This window comes from Sagittula sp. S175 (genome assembly GCF_049800975.1).
Taxonomy (GTDB): Bacteria; Pseudomonadota; Alphaproteobacteria; order Rhodobacterales; family Rhodobacteraceae; genus Sagittula.
On the sequence record NZ_JBNAGB010000010.1, the window covers coordinates 97,365 to 120,137 of the forward strand.

Consider the following 22,773-nt stretch of genomic DNA (forward strand, 5'->3'; position numbering starts at 1 on the left):
GGTTCAGGGCCTCCCGTTCAGGTCGGCCCCGCCCTAGTCGCCCAAGGACTGAAAATCAACGTTTTGTAACAGGTATACGACAGTTTCGTGACGCGAACTGGCGCAGAAGCCCCTGCAAGCCCGGCTCGTTCACCATGCTGGCCGCCTCGGCGGGGGTCACCCATACCCGGCGCCGCTCGGACATCTCGGGGAAATCGTCCTCCAGCCGCGTGACCCGCGCGCTGTAGACGATGCAACGCACCGGGATGCACCAGTCGCCCTTCAGCCCCTTGTCATAGACGAAATCGCCCAAGGGCAGCGTGTCCGCCACGGCCTTGCGCACACCCGCCTCTTCCCAGGCCTCGCGCAGCGCCGTGCCCGCACCGTCGCGCCCGCGCATCGGCCAGCCCTTCGGCAGCACCCAGCGCCCCGTGTCGCGGCTGGTGATAAGCAACACGCGCAGGTCCTCCCCTTCGCCGCGATAACACAGCGCGGCGAACTGCAACCGTTCCGGTCGCCGGTAGATGGGTTCGACGTAGTCGCCCCAGAGGTCCTTGAATCTCCCGATCAATGCGTTGCCTGCTCAATCCTGCATCAAGCCCGTATCTATACGCGACTTATCCACAAATTGCAAATTTCGCATGGATTTGACCCATGTGAAAAGGCGGCGCTGCCCAAAACAGCGCCGCCCCGGGTGTCACGTCGTGCGGCCAAGATAGTCGCCGCCGACACCGATCTTGGCATAGGCTTCCGGCGTCGCCGCAGGCAGGTAGCTGCCAAAGAAGAAATGCTCCTCCTTCGGCAGATCGACGCGGCCCGCCACCCGCAGGATCGGGAACAGCACGCCCTGCTTGTGCACCGCCGACAGCGACATCAGGCCGAATTCCATCTCCTGAATGGTGATCCGGCCCTCCTTCGCCACCGCGGCCTCCAGTTCGGGGTCGCGCAGCAGACCAGCGTCCAGAATGGCTTCGGAACTGCCAAGGTCCATGACAATGCTGCCCTCCGGCGCACGCCAGACGTGGAACGCCGTGGCCACGGTCATATCTCCCCGCGCGCCGGGCAACAGGTCCACCTGCGCCTTCGCGCCCGCGCCCAGCACCGGCAGGCCTTCCAGAGCGTAGCCAAAGCTGATCGTCGCCTCGCCCGCGCCTTCCTGCAGGGTTTCGCCCTTCTCCGAGAACTCCGCCACCTGCACCATCGACAGCTGCGGCTTGCCCGCGTGAGTCATGTCAAAGCCGCCGATCTCGACCATCTCGCGGGCGATCTCCTGCGCCTTGGCCGCCTGATCGCGGCCCAGCGTGAACACCGGGTTGCCCGAACCATCGCGAACGCGCTCCAGCCCATCCCACTTGCGCATCTCGTTCTCGCCGGCCTCCAGCGCGGCAACATCCGCCGTCCACATCCCGCCGGAATCCGCAAAGAATTCCACCTCGCCACGCTTCGACGCCAGCGTCACGCCATAGCGCGTGTCCACGCGGGTCACCTCGCCCAGCTGCATACGGTCGCTCAGGCGCTTCAGGTTGCCCTCGCGCTCGTGCAGGCAGGGGGTCTTGACCCGCACCACCGGAACGCGCCCCGGCATGTCGGGAATGCGCGTGTCGAACTTGATCTGATCCATCGTCAAGGTCATGTCATATCCTCCGTTTGCCGTTCAGCACTGACCGTTCGCCGTCCAGAACGTGCGGTTCTGGGTCGGATCGGTCGGTTCGTTCGGGGTGATCTTTTCGTTGTAGGTGTTCGAATTGCTGCCCGTGGCGCGCAGGTATGCCCAGCGCACGTCCGAGCCTTCGACGATGGTATTCGCCTTCTTCCAGGCGGTGCGGATCGGATGGTGCGTCAGCAGACCGAACACCACGTAATGCCCGACGCCCGAATGCCAGGCGAACTGCTCGCCCCGCGCATCGCGCCCGCCGCCGGAATAAGAGTTGGTGTGGAACCCGCACATGTAGTGCAGCCGTTCGAACGCCGGGATCCAGCGCGCCACCGAATTTCCGCTCTCGTGTTTCAGCACCTGGCAGGCATGACTCGCCCACATCTCCAGATCGCCCGAGCCGAAGTCGATGCTGTCCGAAGTGCTCACCGACCCGTCCCAGACCGAGAACCCGTTGGGGCTCCCGTGGGACGACATCATCAGGTAATCCACCTGCTCGGTCTTCTCGTTGTAATTGGCCGTGACGACAAAGTCCTTCTCCAGGACGTTCGCGTCACCATGATCCTGCGTCCAGTCAAAGCCGCTGACCATATCCCAGTAATCGGCAAAGCCCTGGGCCTCCTTGCGGCGGCCATCCAAACCGTCCTTGATCCACCACGATCCCATACGTCGTGCCATGGCAAAACTCCTTTGCTTAAAATGTATGTCCGGGCAAAAATACAACGCCCGGATGCAAGGAGCCTGACACGCGCCCGCCATAGGCGCAACAGGGCAGGTATTCCGGTATTCCTGACCCCCGCCGCGTCGCGCGCAGGTAGCACCACCGTACGCTGCATTAACCAAGCAGGCAAAATCCCGTCAATTTTCGCAGGTTTCGGCGCGGTTTAACGCGATATTTGGTTTTTTGCCCGAAAGCTGCCATCAATCATAACAGGCGGAGACATCAACATGAGCATACATTCGTCCATGGACAAGGGCCCCGAACAGGGCTTCATGGCGAGCTACCTTGACGCGCTGAGCCTGGTGGAACGACTCCACCGCCTCCTGCTCGACGTCATCAAGGACGAGTTCGAACGCCTCGGAATCATCGACGTGAACGCGGTGCAGGCACTGCTGCTGTTCAACATCGGCGAAAACGAGGTCACGGCAGGTGAACTGAAGACGCGCGGCTACTACCAAGGCTCGAACGTCTCCTACAACCTCAAGAAACTGGTCGAGATGGGCTACATGCACCACCAGCGCTGCGAGATCGACCGCCGGTCGGTGCGCGTGCGCCTGACCCAGCGCGGCCGCGAGATCCGCAACATCGTGTCGGACCTGTTCGCCCGCCACGCCGAGGGCCTGCAATCAAAGGCTGTCCTGTCCATCGAGGGCATGGACGACATCAGCGTCGCGCTCAAGCGCGTCGAACGCTACTGGACGGACCAGATTCGTTACATCTACTGAGCTTCGCGCCTTTGGTTGCGCACAGGCCAGAACGGCCGGGCTCACCCCACCCTGCGATCGCGATCCCGGCGTGTATTTCCGGGGCTCCGAATACGTTCAATTCCCCAAGGCATTCCTCACGAGACCGGGCACAGCCCAGCCAGACAAGGCCAGTCTCCCCCTGGAACAGACCGCCGAACCGACCGTTCGAAGCCCGTCACCGTTCCGACACCACCAAGACCTGCAATTCCCGTTTCAGCTTGCGCACCATGGCCGCCTCGAAGCTGTCGAACCCTTCGGCACTCTCGACAAAGGCATCCGGCCCCTGCACCACGTAGGCGCGGTAGTACCGTTCCAGCGCGGCCAGCGTGTCCAGATCGCCGCCGCCGATCACCAGCCCGTTGATCGTGATCCCCGCCGGGCGCACCTCGCGCGGGCGGTCCCCGGTGTTCGACGTCCCGTCGCCCGACACATCCAGCACCCGCCGCCAGCACCCGGCCTTCTGCGCCAGCAAGCCCGCGCCAAACGCCTTCGCCGCACCAAGCGCCGTCGACGACGCGCCCTCGACCCGCTGCACCCCGCGCAACTGCCCCGCCACACCCTGCAAGGCAGGCAAGCCGTCAATCACCACCCAGTGCACAACGACCCGCTGGCTCTCCGGCCCCGACCATTCGTAGACCGTCAGGGACACCGGCGCCTCGGGCATCTCGAACAGCGCCCGCTGTACCTCCGGGTCCATCAGCGCCGCCGCCAGCCCGTCCATCTGCAACCGATACTCATGCGCATCGACCGATCCAGACACATCCAGCCCCAGCGCCAACGCCTGCCGGCACTCCGCCGCCGCCACCGCGCCCCACAGGCTCAGGACCCCCGCCAGCACGACCTTCACCCGGGCACCTCCGACCCCGGCAAGGCCCCCACCACCCGGTCACTGATTTCACGGAACAGCTTGCGCTCCATCGCCCGCCGATAGCCCTCGTAGCCCTCGGCGGCCTCAAGAAACGCCCCTGGCCCATGCAGCACCTCGAACTCGAAATGCTCCACCACCGCCGGATCCGCCCCCAGCACCGCGAGCCCGTTGACCGTCACACCCTCGAAGGGAAAATGCTTGTAGGCATGGAACGGACCGAAGCCGTCATTCGTCACCCCGTCGCCCGAAACGTCGATGACCTTGCGCTCACAAACCGGCGCGCGCTGCAACAGCGAAGCCCCGAACCCCAGCGCATAGCCCAGCGCCGTGGGAAACCGTCGGAACGACCGCTGCGTCCCCAGCAACCGCTGCGACACGGCGGAAATATCAGCGACCGAGCCCAGCAGGACCCAGTCCTGCACCAGCACCGACTGCCGCCGCCCGCTCCATTCATAGATCGCCAGCGCGATCGGCCCGTCGCGGGTGATCGCCGTCACCACGTCCTCGGACATCAGCGCCGCCGCCAGCCCGTCGCGCTGCAAGGCATACTCACGCTCGTCCACCGAAGACGACACGTCCAGCGCCAAGGCCAGCGCCAGCCGACAGGCCGACGCCGCCCCCGGCAAACTCATCGCCAACAGAAGGGCGAAAAGCCTCACCAATGTCCGGTGTTCTCCATGCTGGCCCAAGGCTCCTGCGGCGCCAGCGCCTCGCCTTCCTGCAACAGCTCGATCGACACGTTGTCGGGCGAGCGCACAAAGGCCATGTTCCCGTCGCGCGGCGGTCGGTTGATCGTGACGCCCGCGTCCATCAGGGTCTGACAGGCCTCGTAGATATTCGGCACGGTATAGGCCAGATGCCCGAAATGCCGCGAATCCGACGGCAACCCCTCGTCACCATCCCAATTGTAGGTCAGTTCCACATCGGCATGGCCATCCGCCATGTCCGGCGGGCACAGGAAAACCAGCGTGAACCGGCCCTGCTCGCTCTCGCGGCGACGGCGCTCCACCAGCCCCAGAAGTTTGTAGAATGCGATGGATTTTTCCAGGTCCTTCACGCGGACCATGGTGTGCAGATACTTGATGCCCATTGCGGCAGCCTCCCCTTCGCGTCCCGGGAGCCGCCCGAATTTTCGCAGAAAATTCGTCCGCCCTCAGAACACCGATTTCAGTCCCAGCCGCAGGTCGGTCGTGCGGCTGTCATAGAGGTTATAATTGGAGCTTCGGTCGGTGAAGGAAAGCCCGATTTCCGGCGCAAACCCATAGGCCCCCATTTCCGGCAGCAGCACCTCGACCCCCACCGTCCGCGTCCGGTCTTCGCGCACCGGCCCGTTCGGCAGGGCAATCCAAGGCGCGTCGTAATCATAGGCTCCATAGGCCACCGAGACGGTCGGCATCATGCCCAGCACCGGCTTCGACAGGCTGTATCTCAGCCCCACCGTCGCATCCTGCCGCCCGACATTATAGGCCGCCGACAGCGTCTCGCCCGCCAGCACGTCCAGCGTCAGCGCGCCCTGCTCCATGCGCCGCACCAGGGCAAGGCTCAGCTCGCGGCGCTGCGAATCGCCAAGGCTGGAATCGTGGCGCGCCGTGTCGATCAGACCCAGACGCGCCCGTCCGATCCAATCCTGCGACAACGCCTGCTGCACCGACAGATCCAGCCGCGCGATATCGGCCAGCGGGTCTCCGCCCTGCCAGTGGCGGCTAAAGCTCAACCCCGCTGACCCCAGCCGCGTCCGCGATTGGGAAATCGTCTCCCATGTCAGCGAACCGCCCAGCATCCGCGTGCTCAGATCGGCCGCATCCGCGCCGGGAATCGCCTGCGCTTCCTCGCTCAGCGTCACCACAGAGCCCTGCCCGAAGCCCGCGAACTGCAGTCGCGACCGTTGCGCCAGTGGCTTGGTGTAGCGGAACGTGACCCCCGCGCCACTGCGCACGCCCTTCAACGGCGGTGTCGTGATCACCAGGCCGCCGGGCACTTCCTGCGCTTCGGTCGTCGCATTGTTGAGGTTGTCCGAAGGCGTCACGAACAGGTCGAAGGCCAGCCGCCACGGCGTGATCCGCCGCACGTGCCGGAAGTCCGACACGGCCACGGCCTTCAGCGCGTCGTCCGGCGCGATCTGCGCCGCGCGCCGCAACCACAGCTGGGCCATGCCGTTGTGCCCGGCATAGCTGCGCATCTGGGCAACCATCATGGCCGAGAAATACCGCTCGCGCGGCGTAACAGCCCTGGACCAGGCCGCCTGCGCCGCCTCCAGCGCTCCATCGGCCTCCCCCAGTTCGCGCAACGCCCGGGCCTTGATGAACAAGGCCACCGTGTCATCGGGCTGCGCCAACAGCACACCCTTGGCAAAGGTCAGCGCATCGCGCGGCTGTCCCGCCACCAGGGCGGCCGCCGCCGCCTCCCGCGCCTGATCCGGGCTGAGCCGCAACTGCTCTGCCGCCGCGGGGCGCAGGCTTCCGCCAAGACACGCCGCCCCCATGACAAGGCACAGACCGACCGCCCTCAGACCCGTGGAAAGACTCTTCATTTCCGCTGGGTCGGGTCTTCTTGCGCCTGGAACACGCCGACCTCGCGAATCTGCCCCTGCGTCAGGATCGTCCGTGTGCCGTTGATCGTATCGATCCCCACCGGCCCGGTGCCTTCAACAAAGACGATCCCGGTGACCTCCTGGCCATCCGGCCCGGTGAACAGCCCCTCCCAGGTCCCCGAGGCGGTCTCGGAATCCGAGATCCGGTCGGACGTCGTCTTCTCCCCCGTCACCGGGTCTGTCACGATATCCGCGCCTGAATCCAACGCGTTATACATCGTCAGGGTCGCGTCCGACGAGGTGATCGTCCAGTTGTCGTAGTTGATCTGCGCCGTCTTCAGCGCGATGTAATCCTGATCGTAGGTGTTCCCGCTGCCGTCGGTAAAGCGCGACTGGAAGATCTGCACCCCGTTCGCGTCAAAGAACTTGCGGTCGACGATAACCCCCTCGACGGCCCCCACGGTGTTGAAGTCCTCGATGTCGACCTGGATCTTCGTCGTCCCGGACACGTACTGGATCTCCGGGCGCGACCCGTCGTCCGCCAGAATCGTGCGCACCGCCGCATATTCCCCGAGGAACACGAACTGCTCCGCCGCATTCGGCAGCGATCCGTCGCCGTTCAGACGCTGCGCCGCCGCACCGCCAAACCCGAAGGTCGCATAGCGGTTCGTCCCCAGCGCACCGACTTGGCTGTACTCGTCCGGCGACCGGCGGAACACCGCGAAAAACTGGGTGTTCGGGTCCGCCCCGACTTCGTTCTCGTAGATGCCGAAGGTCGATCCGCCCTTCTGGAATTCCGCCGTCTTCGCCGCGTTCAGGATGTAGGTGTTGTCCGGACCGTCAAAGGCCACGTTGTCGAACACGACCTTGCCAGTGGTCTTGTCGTATTTCATGCCGTCAACGGTCAGGTTGTCCGCCATCTCGGTGGCGTAGACATCCGGGTCCTCCGGCGTCGTCGGAGCCGGGGTCGCGGTGCTCCCTCCGGACGTCCCGGAACTCGAAGTACTGCAATCCGCCGTGCCAGAAACCAACACGCTGGTGCACGAAGAGACAGTGCTCGTACCGCCTTCCGACGTCGGATTTCCATCGCCGCATGACGAAAGGATACTCGCCAGCGCGAGCGCTGCGATAAAACGATTCATACTGACTGCCTCAGGTCTTGCCTTTTATTTTGCGGTCAGCCTGCGCACCCCCTGTGGAAAAGTCAATTCTGGCCATACCTTGTCTGCCCGATGTGAGGCATATTCGCCCCACTCTTGCCGCCTTCGCCGCTCGACTCCCCCCGCCCCTTCCCATATCTTGCGGCAATACCCGCAGCGGCCACTAGGGGAACCCCATGCAGCAATACCTCGACGCGCTCCGCACCGTGCTCGACCACGGCACCGACACCACCGACCGCACCGGCACCGGCACGCGCAGCTACTTCGGCCTGCAATACCGCTATCCCCTGGCCGACGGCTTCCCGCTCGTCACCACCAAGAAACTGCACCTGCGCTCCATCATCCACGAGCTCCTGTGGTTCCTCTCCGGCGATACCAACATCCGCTACCTGAAGGACAACGGAGTCTCCATCTGGGACGAATGGGCCGACGGGAACGGCGACCTCGGCCCGGTCTACGGCCACCAGTGGCGCCACTGGCCCGACAAGCGCGGCGGCGAGATCGACCAGATCCGCAGCCTCCTCGACCTGATCCGCACCGCGCCCGATTCCCGCCGCATGATCGTCTCCGCCTGGAATCCCGCCGACGTGCCCGACATGGCACTGCCGCCCTGCCACACGCTCTGGCAGGTCCGCATCGCGGGGGGCAAACTGCACCTGCAACTCTACCAGCGCTCCGCCGACCTCTTCCTCGGCGTGCCCTTCAACATCGCGTCCTACGCCCTCCTTCAGCACATGCTCGCCCATGTCACCGGCTATGAACCCGGAGACTTCATCCACACCATGGGCGACGCCCATATCTATTCCAACCACATGGAGCAGGTGGCCACGCAGCTCGCCCGCGCCCCGCGCCCCCTGCCGACCCTGCGCCTGACGCGCAACGTTCCGTCCCTCTTCGACTTCCGTTATGAAGACTTCGCCTTCGACAACTACGACCCCGCGCCCGCGATCAAGGCCCCCGTGGCCGTCTGACGCCCCGGCCCGACCCGACGCCCTGACCCGGCCGCGAACACATCATGAACACACAGGTCTGAACAAATGATTACCCTGATCGCCGCCCACGACCGCAACCGCGCCATAGGCAAGGACGGCGGCATCCCCTGGCACATCCCCGAGGACCTCGCGCTCTTCAAACGCGAAACCCTCGGCGGCGCCATCATCATGGGCCGCAAGACCTGGGCCTCCCTCCCCTTCAAACCGCTCAAGGACCGCCTCAACATCGTCGTCTCCCGCGACAACACCCTGCACGACCACGTCGTCCCCTCGGTCCAGGACGCCATCACCCTCGCCCGCGCACAGGGCTACTTCCGCATCTACGGCATCGGCGGACAGGGGATTTACGAGGCCATGCTGCCCTTGGCGGACCGCCTGTTGCTCACCCATGTGGATACGGAGGTCGAAGGGGCCGACGCGTGGTTCCCTGAGGTGGGGGATGGGTGGCGGGAGGTTGGGGGGATCGGATTTGGCGCGTCCACTTCTAAAATCGCATCAACGACAGAAAATCTTAAAAAGGATTGAGTACGACATGGCACGCACCGTGAATCTAGATGCAATGATACCACGCGCCGATCTATGCGAAATAGATACCGAAACCGGTAGCGCCGAAAAAATTAGCAGCCTCCCACTAAGTCAACTCACTCAGGACTCATTTCTTGTTCCCAGCTTGCGAAAACCAGATTTCCAAAGAGAAACCAATCAGTGGACGCCAGATCAATTACTGACCTTTCTAAAGAGCTACTTAGACAATGAATTAATTCCTTCCCTCATCCTATGGAGGTCACCAGGTCGAGTTTTCGTGATTGACGGCGCTCACCGCGCTAGCGCCTTAATGGCTTGGATTCGTGACGATTACGGCGACGGCGTTTTATCCAAAAAATTCTACAACAACAAGATATCCAATGAGCAAATAAAAGTAGCCGAAACCGTAAGGAAAAAAATACAACAGGAGGTGGGTAGCTACAATCAACTCCATGCCGCAATTATGAACCCCTCTTTGATCGAAGACGATGTACTTAGAATTAGGGCTGACAATGCCAAAATTCGCTCACTCGCACTTCAGTGGGTTGAGGGAACACCACAAAAAGCGGAAACATCATTTTTTAAGATAAATTCTCAAGGCACCCCACTGCACAAGATCGAAGAGAAATTACTGAAAAATCGCAAAACACCGCTAGCGATTGCAACGCGCTCGGTAGTTCGCTCCGGCACGGGCCACAAGTACTGGTCAAGTTTCCCCGGTGACCAAAAAGAAAAAATAGAAGAGCTATCAGCAGAACTCCACTCCCTACTTTTTTCTCCGGAGTTGGAGCACCCAATAAAGACTCTAAACCTCCCTCATGCAGGACGCGTCTCACCCCTTCCTGCTTATGAGCTTATGATGGCTTTTTTCGAAGCCAATGAGACATCAGTAAAGGATGGCCCTTTACTCATCGACGATCCTGACGGAAAAAATACGACGAAGACGCTACTGAATGCAATTCAAACCACCAAGAGGATTACGGGCACTCATCCATCGAGCTTAGGACTACACCCCGCCGTTTATTTCTACAACGAACACGGCAAGCATGTTGACACAATATTTCTTGCGTTCATCAAAGCCTTCAGCAATGCGATTAGAAACAACAATTCCACCTTTTTTGAAAAATTTACGCAACGCAGGAGTCTTATCGAAGAAATATTCCTTGAAAATAAGCCCCTTTTGAACCAAGCCAATCAGGCAATTCACAGCGGACACAGAGTCAAGCGCTGGACTGATGCACTAGAGAAGCTGGTATCCGGAGACTTGGCACTGGAAAAATTCGACCAGCAACAACTTTTGGACACTCTAGGGCTAAAAGGAAAGATCATTGCAGCCGACGTAAAGGAAATAGGTGAAAATTTCTCGGATGGGACCAAATCCGCAGTCTTCTTGAACGAAAGTATTAAAGGAGCGCTAAAATGCCCACTCTGCAAAGGGTATATAGACATGGACAAAGCTGGATCTTATGATCACATCATAGGGAAGGCCAGTGGAGGAAAAGGAAACTATGAAAACCTCCAAATTACTCACCCCTACTGCAATTCGATAAAGAATTAGCGCGTCGGCTCTGCCCCGGTGGGCATACCACCCTTGTCCCGCGCCCGACCCAAAGCCTTCACCCGGGGCCCCACACCCCGCAAATGCCGCACACGCAAACAAAAATTGCTGCGCATGCGATACACATGGTTTCCGCATGGTTTCTGCATGCTTTCTGCATCCCATGTTTTTGCGGAAATGCTGCGCTGCGGCACGACCCAAAGCGACTGGCACGCCCCCGCCTGCCATGCCATAATGGCCGCCAATCCACAGAACAAAACGGGCACGAGCATGGCTGACGATCTTCTGAATTCCGTCAAGGAAAGCACCTACGACGCCTCCTCCATCGAGGTGCTCGAAGGTCTCGAACCCGTTCGCAAACGCCCGGGCATGTACATAGGTGGTACCGACGAACGCGCGCTCCACCACATGGTGGCCGAAATCCTCGACAACTCCATGGACGAGGCCGTCGCGGGCCACGCCAACCGGATCGAGATCACGCTGCATTCCGACTACGCCGTCGAGATCCGCGACAATGGCCGCGGCATCCCCATTGACCCCCACCCCAAGTTCCCCGGCAAAAGCGCGCTGGAAGTCATCCTCTGCACCCTCCACGCCGGCGGCAAGTTCTCGGGCGACGCCTACGAAACCTCCGGCGGCCTCCACGGCGTCGGCGCCTCGGTGGTCAACGCGCTCTCCGACTCCATGGTCGTGCAAGTCGCCAAAAACAAAGAGCTTTTCGAACAGCGTTTCTCGCGCGGCATCCCCTTGGGCGGTGTCGAAAAGGTCGGCCAGGCCCCAAACCGCCGCGGCACCGCCGTGACTTTCCACGCCGACGAGGAAATCTTCGGCCACCACCGTTTCAAGCCCGCCCGCCTGTTCAAGATGGTGCGGTCCAAGGCCTACCTCTTCTCCGGCGTCGAAATCCGCTGGAAGTCCGAGATCGACGACGGCGAAACCCCCACCGAGGCCACCTTCCACTTCCCCGGCGGCCTTGCCGACTACCTCACGGAAACACTGGGCAAATCAAGCACCTATGCCGACGCGCCCTTCTCCGGCGTGGTCGATTTCAAGGAACGCTTCCAGGTCCCGGGCAAAGTCGAATGGGCCATCAACTGGACGCCCTCCCGCGACGGGTTCATCCAGTCCTACTGTAACACCGTCCCCACCCCCGAGGGCGGCACCCACGAGGCGGGCTTCTGGGCCGCGATCCTCAAAGGCGTCCGCGCCTACGGCGAACTGGTGAACAACAAGAAAGCCGCGCAGATCTCCCGCGACGACCTGCTCACCGGCGGCTGCGCCCTTGTGTCCTGCTTCATCCGCGAACCGGAATTCGTCGGCCAGACCAAGGACCGTCTCGCCACGGTCGAGGCCCAGCGCCTTGTCGAAAACGCCGTCCGCGACCACTTCGACAACTGGCTCGCCTCCGACACGAAATCCGCCGGTGCGATTCTCGACTTCCTCGTCCTGCGGGCCGAGGAACGTCTTCGCCGCCGTCAGGAAAAGGAAACGGCCCGTAAATCGGCAACCAAGAAACTCCGCCTGCCCGGCAAGCTGACGGACTGCACGGCCAAGTCCCGCGAAGGCACGGAACTGTTCATCGTGGAGGGCGACTCGGCGGGCGGCTCCGCCAAGGGCGCGCGCTTCCGCGAGACGCAGGCCCTGTTGCCCCTCAAAGGTAAAATCCTGAACGTGCTCGGCGCGGCCTCCAACAAACTTTCGTCCAATGCCGAAATCCGCGACCTCTGCGAAGCGCTAGGCGTCTCTCTCGGCACCAAGTTCAACATCGACGACCTGCGTTACGAAAAGGTTATCATCATGACCGACGCGGACGTCGACGGCGCGCATATCGCCTCGCTTTTGATGACATTCTTCTTCACCCAAATGCGCCCGCTCATCGACCAGGGCCACCTCTACCTCGCCTGCCCGCCGCTCTACCGCCTGACGCAAGGCCCGAAACGCCTGTACGTCGCGGACGACGCGGCAAAGGAGAAGGCACTGGCCAAGGGTCTGGGCGGCAAGGGAAAAATCGACGTGCAACGCTTCAAGGGCCTGGGCGAAATGGACGCCAAGGACCTGAAGGAAACCACCATGGACCCGGCCACCCGCACCCTGATCCGCGTCACCATCGACGAGGACGAACCGGGCGAAACCGGCGACTTGGTCGAGCGCCTGATGGGCAAGAAACCGGAACTGCGCTTCCAGTATATTCAAGAGAACGCGCGGTTCGTGGAGGAGTTGGATGTTTGAGAAACAAAGCTGGCTCTAATGCACAAATTGGCAAATGACCGAGGTTTCCCTTTCCCCGGACAGACCTGTCCCACGGCCTCTGTGACAGGTATGCCGAGCGAGGTGTCGCCGTTCAGCACGGCGATACGGACCTGAAGCTCGGCGACCTGGCGATCAAAGTCTCGCGCCATGAGCCGCTGGCCCAGCAGATTCACACAGTGCATCTTTGTCTCGACGCGGCTTCAGTGGTGGTATCCGCTCCATCCACTGCCCGGCAGGGCATCGCAACGCGATGGCCCGAGAGGGGTCGCCAGAGCGCCCGGCCGAGGTATTTCGATGCCCGCAGTGCCTCGTTTCGTGCGACCGCGCCGGCGGTGACGGTCTTCCACGGCTTGGCATTCTTGTGCGGTGGGATGACTGCCTGGGCACCGCGATCGGCGATCGCGTCGTGACACTTTCGGGTATCGTGGGCGTCGTCCGCGGTGACGCTGCCGATCGCTTCGTCCGTTGGTATCTGGCTGAGCAGATCGGGCAGCACCGGGGCATCGCCGATGTGGCTCCCGGTGATCTCGGTGATCTCCCCTCTCGGCAGATTTGCCTGGCAAATCGCCTGCCGGGCAATGGGCGGCCGGTTCAACGGCGCGATCATCGGCGACCCGGAGGCTACCGTGCCCGCGATCCTCAAGGATGTCGACGCCGAGGAGCCTCCGTTGCGTCTCATCCTCGGAAACTGGCTCTTGCCGATGGTCAAGCTGCATTACCATAGCCGGATCGGGACCTGGGAAAAGTGGGCTGACGTCTCGAATGCGGCCCAAGGCGCAGCAAATACGTAGAAGTCCCTCGTTCGATCAGGCCGCTCGACGACGCGCCGTTGTCGGGCGCGCTCACGCAGCCGAATTGAGATGACGCATTGCGGCGAAGGCCGCGCCTTGAGCAATGCAGACCCCGGCGAAGCATGATAATCAAGTAAACGTGGCAGCGCGCGTTGCTGCGCCCAAAGAGAGCAACAACAGTCGCAGTCCGTTCGGGTTCAACGGTGGATGGTGTGAACGACTGGTCCGGGACGCCGCGATGCAACCGTGGGCATTGCGGCAAGCGTCCGGTATGGGCCGAGCCTGTGTGGAAACGGGTCGGTAAGGGCTGCCGGTTCGCCCGGACCACTGAAGGAGCCGCGCGCCCTGTTCCCCGATGTGGTCAAGTCACAGGTTTCCCGTGCTCAGATCGAGCGGGAATACAGTGAAACGGCTCGGGTTTTCCCACGCAGGAGGTCCACGCAGACGGTTGTTCAGGTGGCGCAGGCTGGTTGATCGTCTGATCATTCTCCTCGTGGTCCAAACGTGACAGAGCCGGGAAAGACCGCCATTGCGCCTGGTCTGCGTTTCAAAACCGGTATTGGTGGATGCCATCGCATGTCACGATGGTTCCATCGGAACCGAGCAAAGGGCACATTTCCGGATCGCCTTGCTGGTGAATTTCGTCCCCTGGCGCTTCGGGCAGAAGCGCCGCAGGGCGGTCATGGCCGCTTGCCTGCTTCAGATGCGAGCGCGGTCTTTATTCGCAATCCGTTGACGTGCCAACCAAGCCACGACCAGGGACGCGATCTCATCTGAATTGTCGTCCATCATGGGCATGTGCGAATTGCCGAAAATCCCTTGTCTTGGCAGATCAAGCGTCTCGACGCTGCCGCCAAAGGAGCGAAGCCTTTCGGAATGGGCCGTCGCGTCTGCCTTGTACGGGGCCCAGGCCTTGTGGCTGTCGCAATTGTCCCCCCAGACATAAAGGTGGGGAACCTGAGCCGCCAAGGCCTGTTCGTTCGGGGTCAGGTTTGGTGCGCCCGCGGGTTCCAGCAGGATAACCGCAGCGATTTGGTCTGGCAGGCGCGCCGCAAGGGACTGTGCAAACCAGCCACCCTGCGAATGGGCAACGATGATGACCCTGTCGAACCGTCCAACCAGTTTCATGTAGGCGGCAATAGTGGCCCGAGCGTTCGTGGTCCAACGTGGCACGAACTGCGCGCACAACTGATCGAACCGCGCGATCGGGAAGCGTTGCCCGCCAAAGGGGCGACGCTGGGCAAAATCCTCCGCCGCGCCCATGCGGAACAGGTACCAGGCATCTTCGGCCGTCCGGAACAGCGGTGGGCTGTCGTAGATCTGCGGATAGGGCGACCACGAGGCACGTCCACGTTCGACCGCGTCTGACACGACGACATCATGGCCATGGCGCAGAAAGACCTGCGACCAGCCGGGCCGGTCGTCGGGGGTGGTTTCCCAGGTCACACCGGTCATCGCGCCGCCATGCCAGAACAGGATCGGCAGGTCGCTACGGGGCTGGTCCAGCATGAAATGCTGGGCATAAAGCTGCCCGCTGACGTAGTGGCCGTTCAGGTCCACGGTGCGCGGGGCCGCGTCGGGGGACACCCGAACGTCCTGCCGGGGTTGGCCGGTCAGTTCGACCGTCGCACCGCCGACATGGAAGGAACGGATGTCACGCAGTGAAATCGCGGTACAGGTCACGACAGGGCCTCCGGGCTGTCACAGGCGGCGATATGCGCAGGGTCGGTTGCGATCAGACGCACCCGCACCGTGTTCCCCGTGGCTGCATGCAGGATGTCGTGCAGGTGGCGTGCGGTCGCCTCGCGGATCTGTGCGGTGCGCGCCTCGGAGGCGCGGTGTTGGACAAGACACAGCGTTGCGCATCCCTCGGGTGGACACAGGGCGGCGGTGATCGTGACCTGCACGAGGCGCGGATCGGTCGAGAGCCCGTTGACAAGGGCTGTCTTCATATCGGCGGACAGCCGGTCGGCCTCTTCCGCGATGGTCCGGGCCACAAGCGGCGCGACGATGATCTGGGCAATGGGCATGAGGATTTCCTATCTTGCGCCGAAGACGAGGTCTGGCAGCCAGGTGGACACGGCGGGAACCAGAGTGATGAAGACCAGCAGCACGAGCATCAGTCCGATGTAGGGGGTCACCCCCCGGATCACCTTGTCGATGCCGGTGTCGGCGACGGATTTCAGAACGAAGAGGTTGAGCCCCACCGGCGGCGTCAGCAGCGCGATTTCCATGTTGACGACAAGGATCACGCCAAAATGGATCGGGTCGATCTCCAGCTTCAGCAGAACCGGCACGACCAGCGGCACGAAGATCAGAATGACCGAGATCACCTCGAGGAACATGCCAAGGATGAACATGATTATGTTGGCTGCGATCAGGAATTGCAGCGCGGTCAGGTCCATGCGTTCGATGAAGTCGACAAGCGCCCGGGTCACGCCCGCACCGGTCAGCCAATGGGCAAAGGTCAGCGCGGCCAGCACGATGAAGATGATGACACCCGTCTGCCGCACGCCGTCGGCAAGGATGGGTAGCACGTCGCGCAGGCGGATCTCGCGGTAGAAGGTCAACGAAACGATCATCGCGACCACGGCGGACAAGCCTGCCGCCTCGGAAATGGTCACGAGGCCCGAGTAGATGCCGCCCAGGATGATGATCGGCACCAGAAGCGCGGGCAGCGCGTGCAGGTTGGCGCGGATGAACTGCTGACGGTCCATCGGGTCCTCGACCGGCAGGTCGTAGCGCACGGCATAGAACCGGACATAGGCCATCAACAGACCCGCCTGGATCAGGCCGGGGATCACACCGGCCAGGAACAGGCGCGGCACGGATTCGTCCACGATGATGCCGTAGATCAGCATGGCCAGCGAGGGCGGGATCAGGATGCCCAGCGTGCCCCCAGCCCCGATGGTGCCGGTGGCAAAGGTGATCGGGTAGCCGCGCTGTTTCATCGCCGGGATCAGCACGGCGCCGATGGCCAGCGCCGTGGCAACGGACGATCCCGAGATCGCGGCAAAAAGGGCGGTGGCGAGGATGCACACGATCCCCAGCGCGCCCCGCGTCCGTCCGACCCAGGCCGACGCCATGTCGATCAGCGCTCGGGCCACGCCGCCCCGCTGCATGAAGGTCGCGGCAATCACGAACAGGGGTACGGCGACAAGCGTATAGGAGTTCAGATGGTTGGCGTATTGCTGCCCCAGTGAGACCAGCGGGTCGCCCTCGGCAAACCAGACCATCACGGCCAAGCCGGACAGCACGAGGTAGATCGGCACGCCGATCAGCAGCAGCAGGAAAAACAGGATCAGGACAACGGTCAGAAGCATCGCGTCATGCCTCCCGCCCGGTGGCGATCAGGACCGCCTGCCACAGATAGGTCGCCGCCGACAGGGCGAAGCCCACGGGAATGGCGGCGTAATAGGCCCACATCGGAAAGCGGATGGAACTGTCCGACCGCTCGCCCAGCATGATCGCGAAATCGACCATCAGCCAACCGGCCCAGGCGATGCATCCCGCAATCACCAGACCGAACAGGCAGGTGAACAGCCGAAGCGCGGTCTGGGTGCGTTCCGGAAGGCGTTCGGCCAGCATCTCGACGCTGACATGCATCCTTTCGCGGATCAGGCGACTGGCACTGAGCATCACGGCCCAGCCGACAAGGTACACGGTGACTTCGGCGCCCCAGTCGGGTAGTCGCATGGGGGCGACATAGCGCAACACGGATTCGCTGACCGTCAGCAGGGCAGCCGCAAGGGCGAGGAGACCGGTTGCCCCGGTCTCCAGCCCGACAAGGAGGGACTTCATCGTCAGGTCCGCCCGGTCACTCGCCGGTCACGGCGGCGATCCGGTCGATGAAGGCCGGGTCGATCCCCAGTTCCTCGACCAGCGCGGGCTGAACGGCCATCAGTTTTTGCCGCATCGCGGCCAGCGCTTCTGCGTTCGGATCGGACGTCACGATGCCATTCTCGGCATTCAGCTCGCGGGCCTTTTGCTGACGCTCGGCGGCAAAGTCGCGCTGCGCGTCGACCATCTCGTCCCAGGTGTCGACCAGCACGGCGCGCAGATCCTCAGGCAGCTTGTCCAGAGCACGCTGGTTGATCAGCGGCACGTATTGCACGATGGCCTGACGGTCCTCCATCGCGTATTTCACGCCCGCATCCCAAAGCTTGGCCGAGGCGACGGATTCCTGCGTCGACCAGAGCGACGAGATCGTGCCGGTCTGCAACGCCTGCGGCACGTCGGGCCAGGAAATCTGGACCGGAACCGCATCCATGTTCTCGTAGCGCTGAACCGTCGCGGGGCCGCCGGGAACGCGCACCTTCAGCCCGGTCAGGTCGGTGGGGGTCTTCAACTCGACATCGGTGGAAAACACGGTCCCAAAGCCAAGGTCGATGGGACGGCCCAGCACCTTGACGCGCAGCTTGTCCTCGATCTTGCCATGCAGTTCGTCACCGACCTCGCCATCGACGACGGCATAAATCTGGTCCCGGTCGAGGCCGTAGAACATTGGCAACTGCTCGAAATCGGCCTCGGGAACAAAGCGCGAGATCAACTGGTATTGCGGGATCGCCATGTCGATGGCCCCCTGCGCCACAGCCGCCGCCGCCTCGCTGTCCTTGTACTTTGCCGCCGCCTCGAAGATCTCAAGCTCCAGCTTGCCCTCGGACTTTTCCTCGATCGCCTCGGCGAAATCCTTGAGCCAGACGTTGCGCACGTGCTGCGGGCTGGTGTCGAGCGTGACCGAGATGGTGTAGTCGGCGGCAAGAACCGCGCCCGCGCACAGGGCGCTTGCGGCCGTGGTCGCGATGAATGCCAGATGTTTCATGTATTCCTCCCAGAAAACTGCCGGATCTTTTTAGCCTGACTTGGCAAAAGAATCTCATATGGATTGCCTCTGGTGCCATATGAAAGTTTATATGGATCATGGCACAACTCGTTCACCAGTTCGATCTTGTCCGGCTGAAGGCCTTCATGACCGTCGCCGAAGAGGGGTCAATCACCGCCGCCGCAGAGCGGCTTGGCGTGGCGCAACCGGCGCTGTCGGCGTCGATCCGGCGGCTTGAGGCGGATATCGGCCAACCCCTGTTCGAGCGTTTGCCGCGCGGCGTGACACTCACCCGGGCGGGCCGTCACCTGCTCCCCGGAGTCTACGAGCTGTTCGGCATTCTCGGCAATCTTCAGGCCGAACTGTGCCAGATCGGCTTTGAGCCGTCCGGTGACGTTTCCATCGGGCTGCCGCCCTCTGTCTCTGTGGTGATGACCCAGCCGCTGCTGCACCGATTGTCCACTGCCTTTCCAAAGGTCAAGCTGCGGATCGTCGAGTCGATGTCGGGTTATCTCGCCGACTGGGTCGAGGCCGGGGAACTGGACATTGCCGTGACGTTCAACGCCCGCGACACGGAAACCGTTGTCTCGCGCCCGCTGATGCAAGAGGAAATGAGGCTGATCGGCGCGGCGGACAAGATGCGGGACATGCCCGATCCCTTTCCGGTCAGCCGCATTCCGACGCTGCCGCTGATCGTCACTTCTGGCCGGCACACTCTGCGCTCGAACCTCGAACGGCAGGTCGAGGCCTTGGGGCTCAAGCTGAACATCCTCTACGAGATCGACGCCGGCCACCAACTGGTCAAGCTGGTCAGTTCGGGGGCCGGTTTCGGGGTGTTCGCGCAAAGCGCCTTTGCGGGGGAGTTGGTCAGCGGGCAGGTCGTTTCTGTCCCATTGGAACCGCGTTACCTGCGGACGGTCGGGCTGAGCCACCACCGCCGCATGCTGGGTGACCCTGCCCTGACCCGCGTACTGGCCGAGGTCGAAAGGCTCGCCCTGGACCTTCATGAATCCGGCGCGTGGCCAACCTGACAGGTCGGCCACCGCCAGCCTTTACCTTTGGGCGTCGACGACCAGCGCGGCAAGCCGGTAGAAGCCATGCGCCATCTTGGTGAAGGGTGTCAGCAGGAAGAACGCCAGCACGGCCCCCAGATGCACCGCCAGCAACAGGGGCATGGCTGCCGTCTGACCCAGCCCATACAGCGCCAGCCCGCTGAGGCCGACAAAACCCAGCAGCCCGACAAAGGCGACTTCGCCCCCGAAAGCCCCCTGCGCGCCAAGCGCCCGGTCGGCCCGAAGCTTGAGCCGGATCATCTCCACGCAGCCCAGAACCAGCAGCAGCCCGCCCGACAGGCCCAGCAGTTTCGGCAAGGAAAACAGGCCATAGGGCGCGGGCATGTCCAACGCGTAATGCATCACCGTGGCGACGCTGGTCGAGGCAAAGCACAGCAAGAAGCCGTACATCACCGCCTGATGCGCCATCCGGCGGGCGTGGCTGAACCGGTCCTCGTCCTCGAAATTACAGCCGTCGCCATGCCCGCCCTTGAGGTTGCGCATGTTGGCGGCCTGTTTGATGGCCTTGACCAGATGCGCACCCCGGAACGGCCCCGCGTCGACCCGCTGCCAGTAGCGGCGCAGGCTGATCCCGATGCTGACCAGTGGAAACAGGAAGGCGGGCAGGAAGATCGCCACCATCGCGTTGTGCGACAGGACCGCGTAAAAGCCCTCGGCGCCCTGCGCCCCCAGCATCCGTGCCGCCCAGAACAGCAGGGCAAAGCCGATGACGGTAGCAACGGCAATCAGCATGCCATTCTTCTGGAACGCCTTGCCCGCCGCGCGCGGAAAGGCGAGATCCTCCCAACTGTCCTGCCGGACATTGGCCAGCGCCTGCGGCAGGTTCAGATCGAATTCGTGCGGCGCGGTATACTGGCAGGCATAATAGCAGCCCCGGCAATTGTGACAGAGGTTCGCCAGCTGCGTCAGGTCGCCGTCGCTGAAGGCGCGTTCGGCATGAAGCGCCGGGAAAACGGAGCAATAGCCCTCGCAATAGCGGCAGGCATTGCAGATCTCGGCCTGACGGCGGGCCTCTTGCAACAGGTCAGTTTGCATTTGCATGGGCTGCGGCCTCCTTGCCTGCGATGCGTCCGAAAACGGTGCCGATGGTCATCCCGAACCCGGCCAGATAGCCTTGGCCAAGGATCGACCCGGCCATGGTTTCGCCCGCCGCCCACAGGTTGCTGACAGGGCGGTTGCCGATGGCGCATTGCGCCCGCTCGTCGACCTTCAGCCCCAGATAGGTGAAGGTAACCCCGGTGCGGAGCGAGTAGCCGTAAAACGGCGGTTCCGTGATTGGCCGCGCCCAGTTGGTCTTGGGCGGGGTCAGGCCGGTGGTGGCCACGCCGTCCAGTTCGGTCGGGTGGAACCCGGAGGTATCGCCGCAGGCGGCGTTGAACTCGGCCACGGTCTGCACCAGCGCCTCGGCGGGCAGGTCCATCTTCTCGGCCAGTTCTTCCAACGTGTCGGCCTTGATCGGCGGAAAGACCGACGGCATGAACAGGTTCAGCGACTTGGCATCGATGATGACATAGCCCACCTGATCCGGCTGCGCGGCGACCAACCGCCCCCAGATCGCGTAACGTTTGGGCCAGACATCCTCGCCCTCGTCATAGAAGCGTTCCGCTTGTTTGTTGACCACGATGGAAAACGGCACGCAGTCCAGCCGCGTGACGATGCCGCCGTCGAATTTCGGCGCGCGGCCGTCGATGGCAACCGCGTGACATTGCGTCGGGTCGCCCACCTGCTCGACGCCCTGATCCAGCAGATCGGCCAGCACGACACCCCGATTGTAAGGCGTGCCCCGGATCAAGAAGTTCTTTGCCGCAGGTCCCCACGCCCGGGCGAGCCAATCGGTGTCCGCCTGAAAGCCACCCGAGGCGACAACGACCGATTTCGGCGCGACCCGGTGGGTTTCCCCGTTCTGCGTGTAATCGATGAAGTCGATGCGGTCATCGTTCAGTTCCAGATGCGTCACCGAGGCCTCGTAGGCCACCCGCACACCAAGGCGTTCGGCGGTGCGGTAATAAGCGTTCACCAACCCTTTGCCGCCGCCGAGGAAAAACGCGTTGGTCCGCGCCAGCGACAGGGTGCCCGACAGCGAGGGCTGAAAGCGCACGCCATGCTGCTCCATCCACGGCAGGCATGCCTCGGAGCTGCGGATCGCCAGCCTGGCCAAACCCTCATGCGTCTTGCCGCCGGTCACCTTGAGCAGGTCGGCAAGGTATTCCTCTTCGGTGTAGCTGTCCGTCAACGGCCCGAGCGGACCGTGATGCATGCAGCGAAAGTTGCGCGTGTGGCGCGAATTACCGCCCCGATAGGGCTTGGGCGCCGCTTCGAGGATCAGCACCCGCGCGCCGGCCTCGGCGGCGGTGATCGCGGCACACAGCGCGGCATTGCCGCCGCCGATCACGACGATATCGGGGGTTTCGGACTGGGTCACAGCAGGTCTCCGTCATATCCGGGGGAGCGATGGGGCAAGGCGCGCAGGGCGCGCACCCGCACCCGCTGCGCGGCTTCGATATGGGCGCGCATCGCCGCTTCGGCCAAGGCACCATCCCGCGCCTTGATCGCGTCGAGCACGCCGAAATGTTCCTCGACCGCCTTTTCGGCGCGGTCCGGTTCGGTCAGTGTGGTCGGCCCGAGGATCATCAGCGCCTTTTGCAGGGCATGGATCGACCGGGCGAGGAAACGGTTCTTGGCGGCATCCAGAAGCGCTGCATGGAACTGGCGGTTCAGGATGAACGCCTCCGGCGCGTTGCCAAGCGCCGCCATCTGCCGGTTCATGTCGACAAGTTCCTCGATCTCGATGTCCGAGGCGGCCCGTGCGGCCAGCCGTGCGGCGGTGCCTTCGAGCACGGCGCGCATTTCATAGAGTTCCATCACCTCGGCATAGTCCAGCGTGCGGATCGTGGCGCCCTGCCGGGGGACATGGGTGACGATTCCGTCGGCCTCAAGCTGGCGGATCGCCTCGCGCACAGGGGTGCGGGACACCCCCAGCCGGTCGGCCAGTTCGGTCTCGCGCAGCCGGTCACCGGGGTTCAGACGCCCTTCGCGCAGTTCGGTCAGCAGGCGCGCATAGGCGGCGTTGCCCTGCGAGGTGCTGTCGTCCTCTGTCATGTTCG

23 protein-coding genes and 1 pseudogene are annotated in these 22,773 nt (G+C 63.0%); 7 read left to right on the plus strand and 17 right to left on the minus strand.

Annotated features, from left to right (window positions below; genetic code table 11):
• Positions 1-55 precede the first annotated feature (55 nt).
• From ACP16H_RS14270 to ACP16H_RS14280, 3 genes are all read right to left on the minus strand, one after another.
• Entirely contained in the window at positions 56-550 is a 495-nt protein-coding gene (locus tag ACP16H_RS14270; protein ID WP_425072970.1) for an NUDIX hydrolase, read from the minus strand.
• A 126-nt stretch (positions 551-676) separates the two neighbouring features.
• Positions 677-1,612 (minus strand): hypothetical protein, encoded by a 936-nt coding sequence (locus ACP16H_RS14275; RefSeq protein WP_425072971.1) that lies wholly within the window; start codon positions 1,610-1,612, stop codon positions 677-679.
• 21 nt (positions 1,613-1,633) lie between these two features.
• On the minus strand, positions 1,634-2,311 hold the full coding sequence (locus ACP16H_RS14280; protein WP_425072972.1) for a DUF6345 domain-containing protein: 678 nt from the start codon (positions 2,309-2,311) through the stop codon (positions 1,634-1,636).
• Positions 2,312-2,581: 270 nt separating this feature from the next.
• Between ACP16H_RS14280 and ACP16H_RS14285 the strand changes: the two genes are divergently transcribed.
• On the plus strand, positions 2,582-3,079 hold the full coding sequence (locus ACP16H_RS14285; RefSeq protein WP_425072973.1) for a MarR family winged helix-turn-helix transcriptional regulator: 498 nt from the start codon (positions 2,582-2,584) through the stop codon (positions 3,077-3,079).
• 196 nt (positions 3,080-3,275) lie between these two features.
• On the opposite strand, the gene ACP16H_RS14290 is transcribed toward ACP16H_RS14285, so the two are convergent.
• From ACP16H_RS14290 to ACP16H_RS14310, 5 genes are all read right to left on the minus strand, one after another.
• Positions 3,276-3,947, minus strand: a complete 672-nt coding sequence (locus ACP16H_RS14290) for a DUF1194 domain-containing protein (protein ID WP_425072974.1) — start codon at positions 3,945-3,947, stop codon at positions 3,276-3,278.
• On the minus strand, positions 3,944-4,600 hold the full coding sequence (locus ACP16H_RS14295; RefSeq protein ID WP_425073036.1) for a DUF1194 domain-containing protein: 657 nt from the start codon (positions 4,598-4,600) through the stop codon (positions 3,944-3,946). Before ACP16H_RS14295 ends, ACP16H_RS14290 begins: the two co-directional genes overlap by 4 nt.
• Before the next feature lie 23 nt (positions 4,601-4,623).
• Positions 4,624-5,058, minus strand: a complete 435-nt coding sequence (locus ACP16H_RS14300) for a VOC family protein (RefSeq protein ID WP_425072975.1) — start codon at positions 5,056-5,058, stop codon at positions 4,624-4,626.
• Between the two features lie 63 nt (positions 5,059-5,121).
• Positions 5,122-6,498: a surface lipoprotein assembly modifier gene (locus ACP16H_RS14305; protein ID WP_425072976.1), complete on the minus strand. Its 1,377-nt coding sequence runs from the start codon at positions 6,496-6,498 to the stop codon at positions 5,122-5,124.
• Positions 6,495-7,640: a hypothetical protein gene (locus ACP16H_RS14310; protein ID WP_425072977.1), complete on the minus strand. Its 1,146-nt coding sequence runs from the start codon at positions 7,638-7,640 to the stop codon at positions 6,495-6,497. Before ACP16H_RS14310 ends, ACP16H_RS14305 begins: the two co-directional genes overlap by 4 nt.
• Before the next feature lie 194 nt (positions 7,641-7,834).
• Here ACP16H_RS14310 and ACP16H_RS14315 point away from each other — a divergent pair, with 194 nt between their 5' ends.
• The 4 genes from ACP16H_RS14315 to parE all read left to right on the plus strand — a co-directional run bounded on the left by ACP16H_RS14315 (position 7,835) and on the right by parE (position 12,962).
• The gene (locus ACP16H_RS14315; RefSeq protein WP_425072978.1) at positions 7,835-8,629 is read left to right on the plus strand and encodes a thymidylate synthase; all 795 of its coding nucleotides are present in this window, start codon (positions 7,835-7,837) and stop codon (positions 8,627-8,629) included.
• Between the two features lie 66 nt (positions 8,630-8,695).
• Positions 8,696-9,175, plus strand: coding sequence for a dihydrofolate reductase (locus ACP16H_RS14320; protein ID WP_425072979.1), 480 nt, complete (start codon positions 8,696-8,698; stop codon positions 9,173-9,175).
• A gap of 7 nt (positions 9,176-9,182) precedes the next feature.
• Positions 9,183-10,733 carry an HNH endonuclease gene (locus ACP16H_RS14325; protein ID WP_425072980.1) on the plus strand — a complete coding sequence of 517 codons (1,551 nt, stop codon included), beginning with the start codon at positions 9,183-9,185 and terminating at the stop codon, positions 10,731-10,733.
• A gap of 270 nt (positions 10,734-11,003) precedes the next feature.
• Complete coding sequence (gene parE / locus ACP16H_RS14330; protein ID WP_425072981.1) at positions 11,004-12,962, plus strand: DNA topoisomerase IV subunit B; 1,959 nt, start codon at positions 11,004-11,006, stop codon at positions 12,960-12,962.
• Here parE and ACP16H_RS14335 read toward each other — a convergent pair.
• Positions 12,923-13,512 (minus strand): annotated as a pseudogene (locus tag ACP16H_RS14335) (transposase); the annotation flags it as partial. The gene parE and the pseudogene ACP16H_RS14335 overlap by 40 nt on opposite strands.
• Before the next feature lie 97 nt (positions 13,513-13,609).
• Between ACP16H_RS14335 and ACP16H_RS14340 the strand changes: the two are divergent.
• On the plus strand, positions 13,610-13,774 hold the full coding sequence (locus ACP16H_RS14340; RefSeq protein WP_425072982.1) for a hypothetical protein: 165 nt from the start codon (positions 13,610-13,612) through the stop codon (positions 13,772-13,774).
• Positions 13,775-14,473: 699 nt separating this feature from the next.
• Here ACP16H_RS14340 and ACP16H_RS14345 read toward each other — a convergent pair.
• Genes ACP16H_RS14345 through dctP form a run of 5 tightly spaced genes read right to left on the minus strand, consistent with a single transcriptional unit; the run spans position 14,474 to position 18,596 of the window.
• Entirely contained in the window at positions 14,474-15,457 is a 984-nt protein-coding gene (locus tag ACP16H_RS14345; RefSeq protein WP_425072983.1) for an alpha/beta fold hydrolase, read from the minus strand.
• Entirely contained in the window at positions 15,454-15,804 is a 351-nt protein-coding gene (locus ACP16H_RS14350) for a hypothetical protein (RefSeq protein ID WP_425072984.1), read from the minus strand. The genes ACP16H_RS14345 and ACP16H_RS14350 overlap by 4 nt, the downstream gene beginning before the upstream one ends.
• A gap of 9 nt (positions 15,805-15,813) precedes the next feature.
• Positions 15,814-17,097, minus strand: coding sequence for a TRAP transporter large permease (locus ACP16H_RS14355; RefSeq protein ID WP_425072985.1), 1,284 nt, complete (start codon positions 17,095-17,097; stop codon positions 15,814-15,816).
• 4 nt (positions 17,098-17,101) lie between these two features.
• Positions 17,102-17,575, minus strand: coding sequence for a TRAP transporter small permease (locus ACP16H_RS14360; protein ID WP_425072986.1), 474 nt, complete (start codon positions 17,573-17,575; stop codon positions 17,102-17,104).
• A gap of 16 nt (positions 17,576-17,591) precedes the next feature.
• Positions 17,592-18,596 carry a TRAP transporter substrate-binding protein DctP gene (gene dctP, locus ACP16H_RS14365; protein ID WP_425072987.1) on the minus strand — a complete coding sequence of 335 codons (1,005 nt, stop codon included), beginning with the start codon at positions 18,594-18,596 and terminating at the stop codon, positions 17,592-17,594.
• A gap of 98 nt (positions 18,597-18,694) precedes the next feature.
• On the opposite strand from dctP, the gene ACP16H_RS14370 reads away from it, so the two are divergent.
• A complete protein-coding gene (locus ACP16H_RS14370; RefSeq protein ID WP_425072988.1) occupies positions 18,695-19,627 on the plus strand; it encodes a LysR family transcriptional regulator in 933 nt (310 codons plus the stop codon).
• Between the two features lie 21 nt (positions 19,628-19,648).
• On the opposite strand, the gene tcuB is transcribed toward ACP16H_RS14370, so the two are convergent.
• Genes tcuB through ACP16H_RS14385 form a run of 3 tightly spaced genes read right to left on the minus strand, consistent with a single transcriptional unit; the run spans position 19,649 to position 22,768 of the window.
• A complete protein-coding gene (gene tcuB, locus ACP16H_RS14375) occupies positions 19,649-20,704 on the minus strand; it encodes a tricarballylate utilization 4Fe-4S protein TcuB (protein ID WP_425073037.1) in 1,056 nt (351 codons plus the stop codon).
• Positions 20,694-22,091 carry an FAD-dependent tricarballylate dehydrogenase TcuA gene (tcuA, locus tag ACP16H_RS14380; RefSeq protein ID WP_425072989.1) on the minus strand — a complete coding sequence of 466 codons (1,398 nt, stop codon included), beginning with the start codon at positions 22,089-22,091 and terminating at the stop codon, positions 20,694-20,696. The genes tcuB and tcuA overlap by 11 nt, the downstream gene beginning before the upstream one ends.
• Positions 22,088-22,768 (minus strand): GntR family transcriptional regulator, encoded by a 681-nt coding sequence (locus ACP16H_RS14385; protein WP_425072990.1) that lies wholly within the window; start codon positions 22,766-22,768, stop codon positions 22,088-22,090. Before ACP16H_RS14385 ends, tcuA begins: the two co-directional genes overlap by 4 nt.
• Positions 22,769-22,773: the final 5 nt, after the last annotated feature.

Bases quoted from the DNA above. Each gene is read 5' to 3' on its own strand.
- ACP16H_RS14275 (WP_425072971.1), bottom strand. From the start codon at position 1,612: ATGACCTTGACGATGGATCAGATCAAGTTCGACACGCGCATTCCCGAC.
- ACP16H_RS14280 (WP_425072972.1), bottom strand. From the start codon at position 2,311: ATGGCACGACGTATGGGATCGTGGTGGATCAAGGACGGTTTGGATGGC.
- ACP16H_RS14285 (WP_425072973.1), top strand. From the start codon at position 2,582: ATGAGCATACATTCGTCCATGGACAAGGGCCCCGAACAGGGCTTCATG.
- ACP16H_RS14295 (WP_425073036.1), bottom strand. From the start codon at position 4,600: ATGAGTTTGCCGGGGGCGGCGTCGGCCTGTCGGCTGGCGCTGGCCTTG.
- ACP16H_RS14300 (WP_425072975.1), bottom strand. From the start codon at position 5,058: ATGGGCATCAAGTATCTGCACACCATGGTCCGCGTGAAGGACCTGGAA.
- ACP16H_RS14305 (WP_425072976.1), bottom strand. From the start codon at position 6,498: ATGAAGAGTCTTTCCACGGGTCTGAGGGCGGTCGGTCTGTGCCTTGTC.
- ACP16H_RS14310 (WP_425072977.1), bottom strand. From the start codon at position 7,640: ATGAATCGTTTTATCGCAGCGCTCGCGCTGGCGAGTATCCTTTCGTCA.
- ACP16H_RS14315 (WP_425072978.1), top strand. From the start codon at position 7,835: ATGCAGCAATACCTCGACGCGCTCCGCACCGTGCTCGACCACGGCACC.
- ACP16H_RS14320 (WP_425072979.1), top strand. From the start codon at position 8,696: ATGATTACCCTGATCGCCGCCCACGACCGCAACCGCGCCATAGGCAAG.
- ACP16H_RS14325 (WP_425072980.1), top strand. From the start codon at position 9,183: ATGGCACGCACCGTGAATCTAGATGCAATGATACCACGCGCCGATCTA.
- parE (WP_425072981.1), top strand. From the start codon at position 11,004: ATGGCTGACGATCTTCTGAATTCCGTCAAGGAAAGCACCTACGACGCC.
- ACP16H_RS14350 (WP_425072984.1), bottom strand. From the start codon at position 15,804: ATGCCCATTGCCCAGATCATCGTCGCGCCGCTTGTGGCCCGGACCATC.
- ACP16H_RS14355 (WP_425072985.1), bottom strand. From the start codon at position 17,097: ATGCTTCTGACCGTTGTCCTGATCCTGTTTTTCCTGCTGCTGCTGATC.
- ACP16H_RS14360 (WP_425072986.1), bottom strand. From the start codon at position 17,575: ATGAAGTCCCTCCTTGTCGGGCTGGAGACCGGGGCAACCGGTCTCCTC.
- dctP (WP_425072987.1), bottom strand. From the start codon at position 18,596: ATGAAACATCTGGCATTCATCGCGACCACGGCCGCAAGCGCCCTGTGC.
- ACP16H_RS14370 (WP_425072988.1), top strand. From the start codon at position 18,695: ATGGCACAACTCGTTCACCAGTTCGATCTTGTCCGGCTGAAGGCCTTC.
- tcuB (WP_425073037.1), bottom strand. From the start codon at position 20,704: ATGCAAACTGACCTGTTGCAAGAGGCCCGCCGTCAGGCCGAGATCTGC.
- ACP16H_RS14385 (WP_425072990.1), bottom strand. From the start codon at position 22,768: ATGACAGAGGACGACAGCACCTCGCAGGGCAACGCCGCCTATGCGCGC.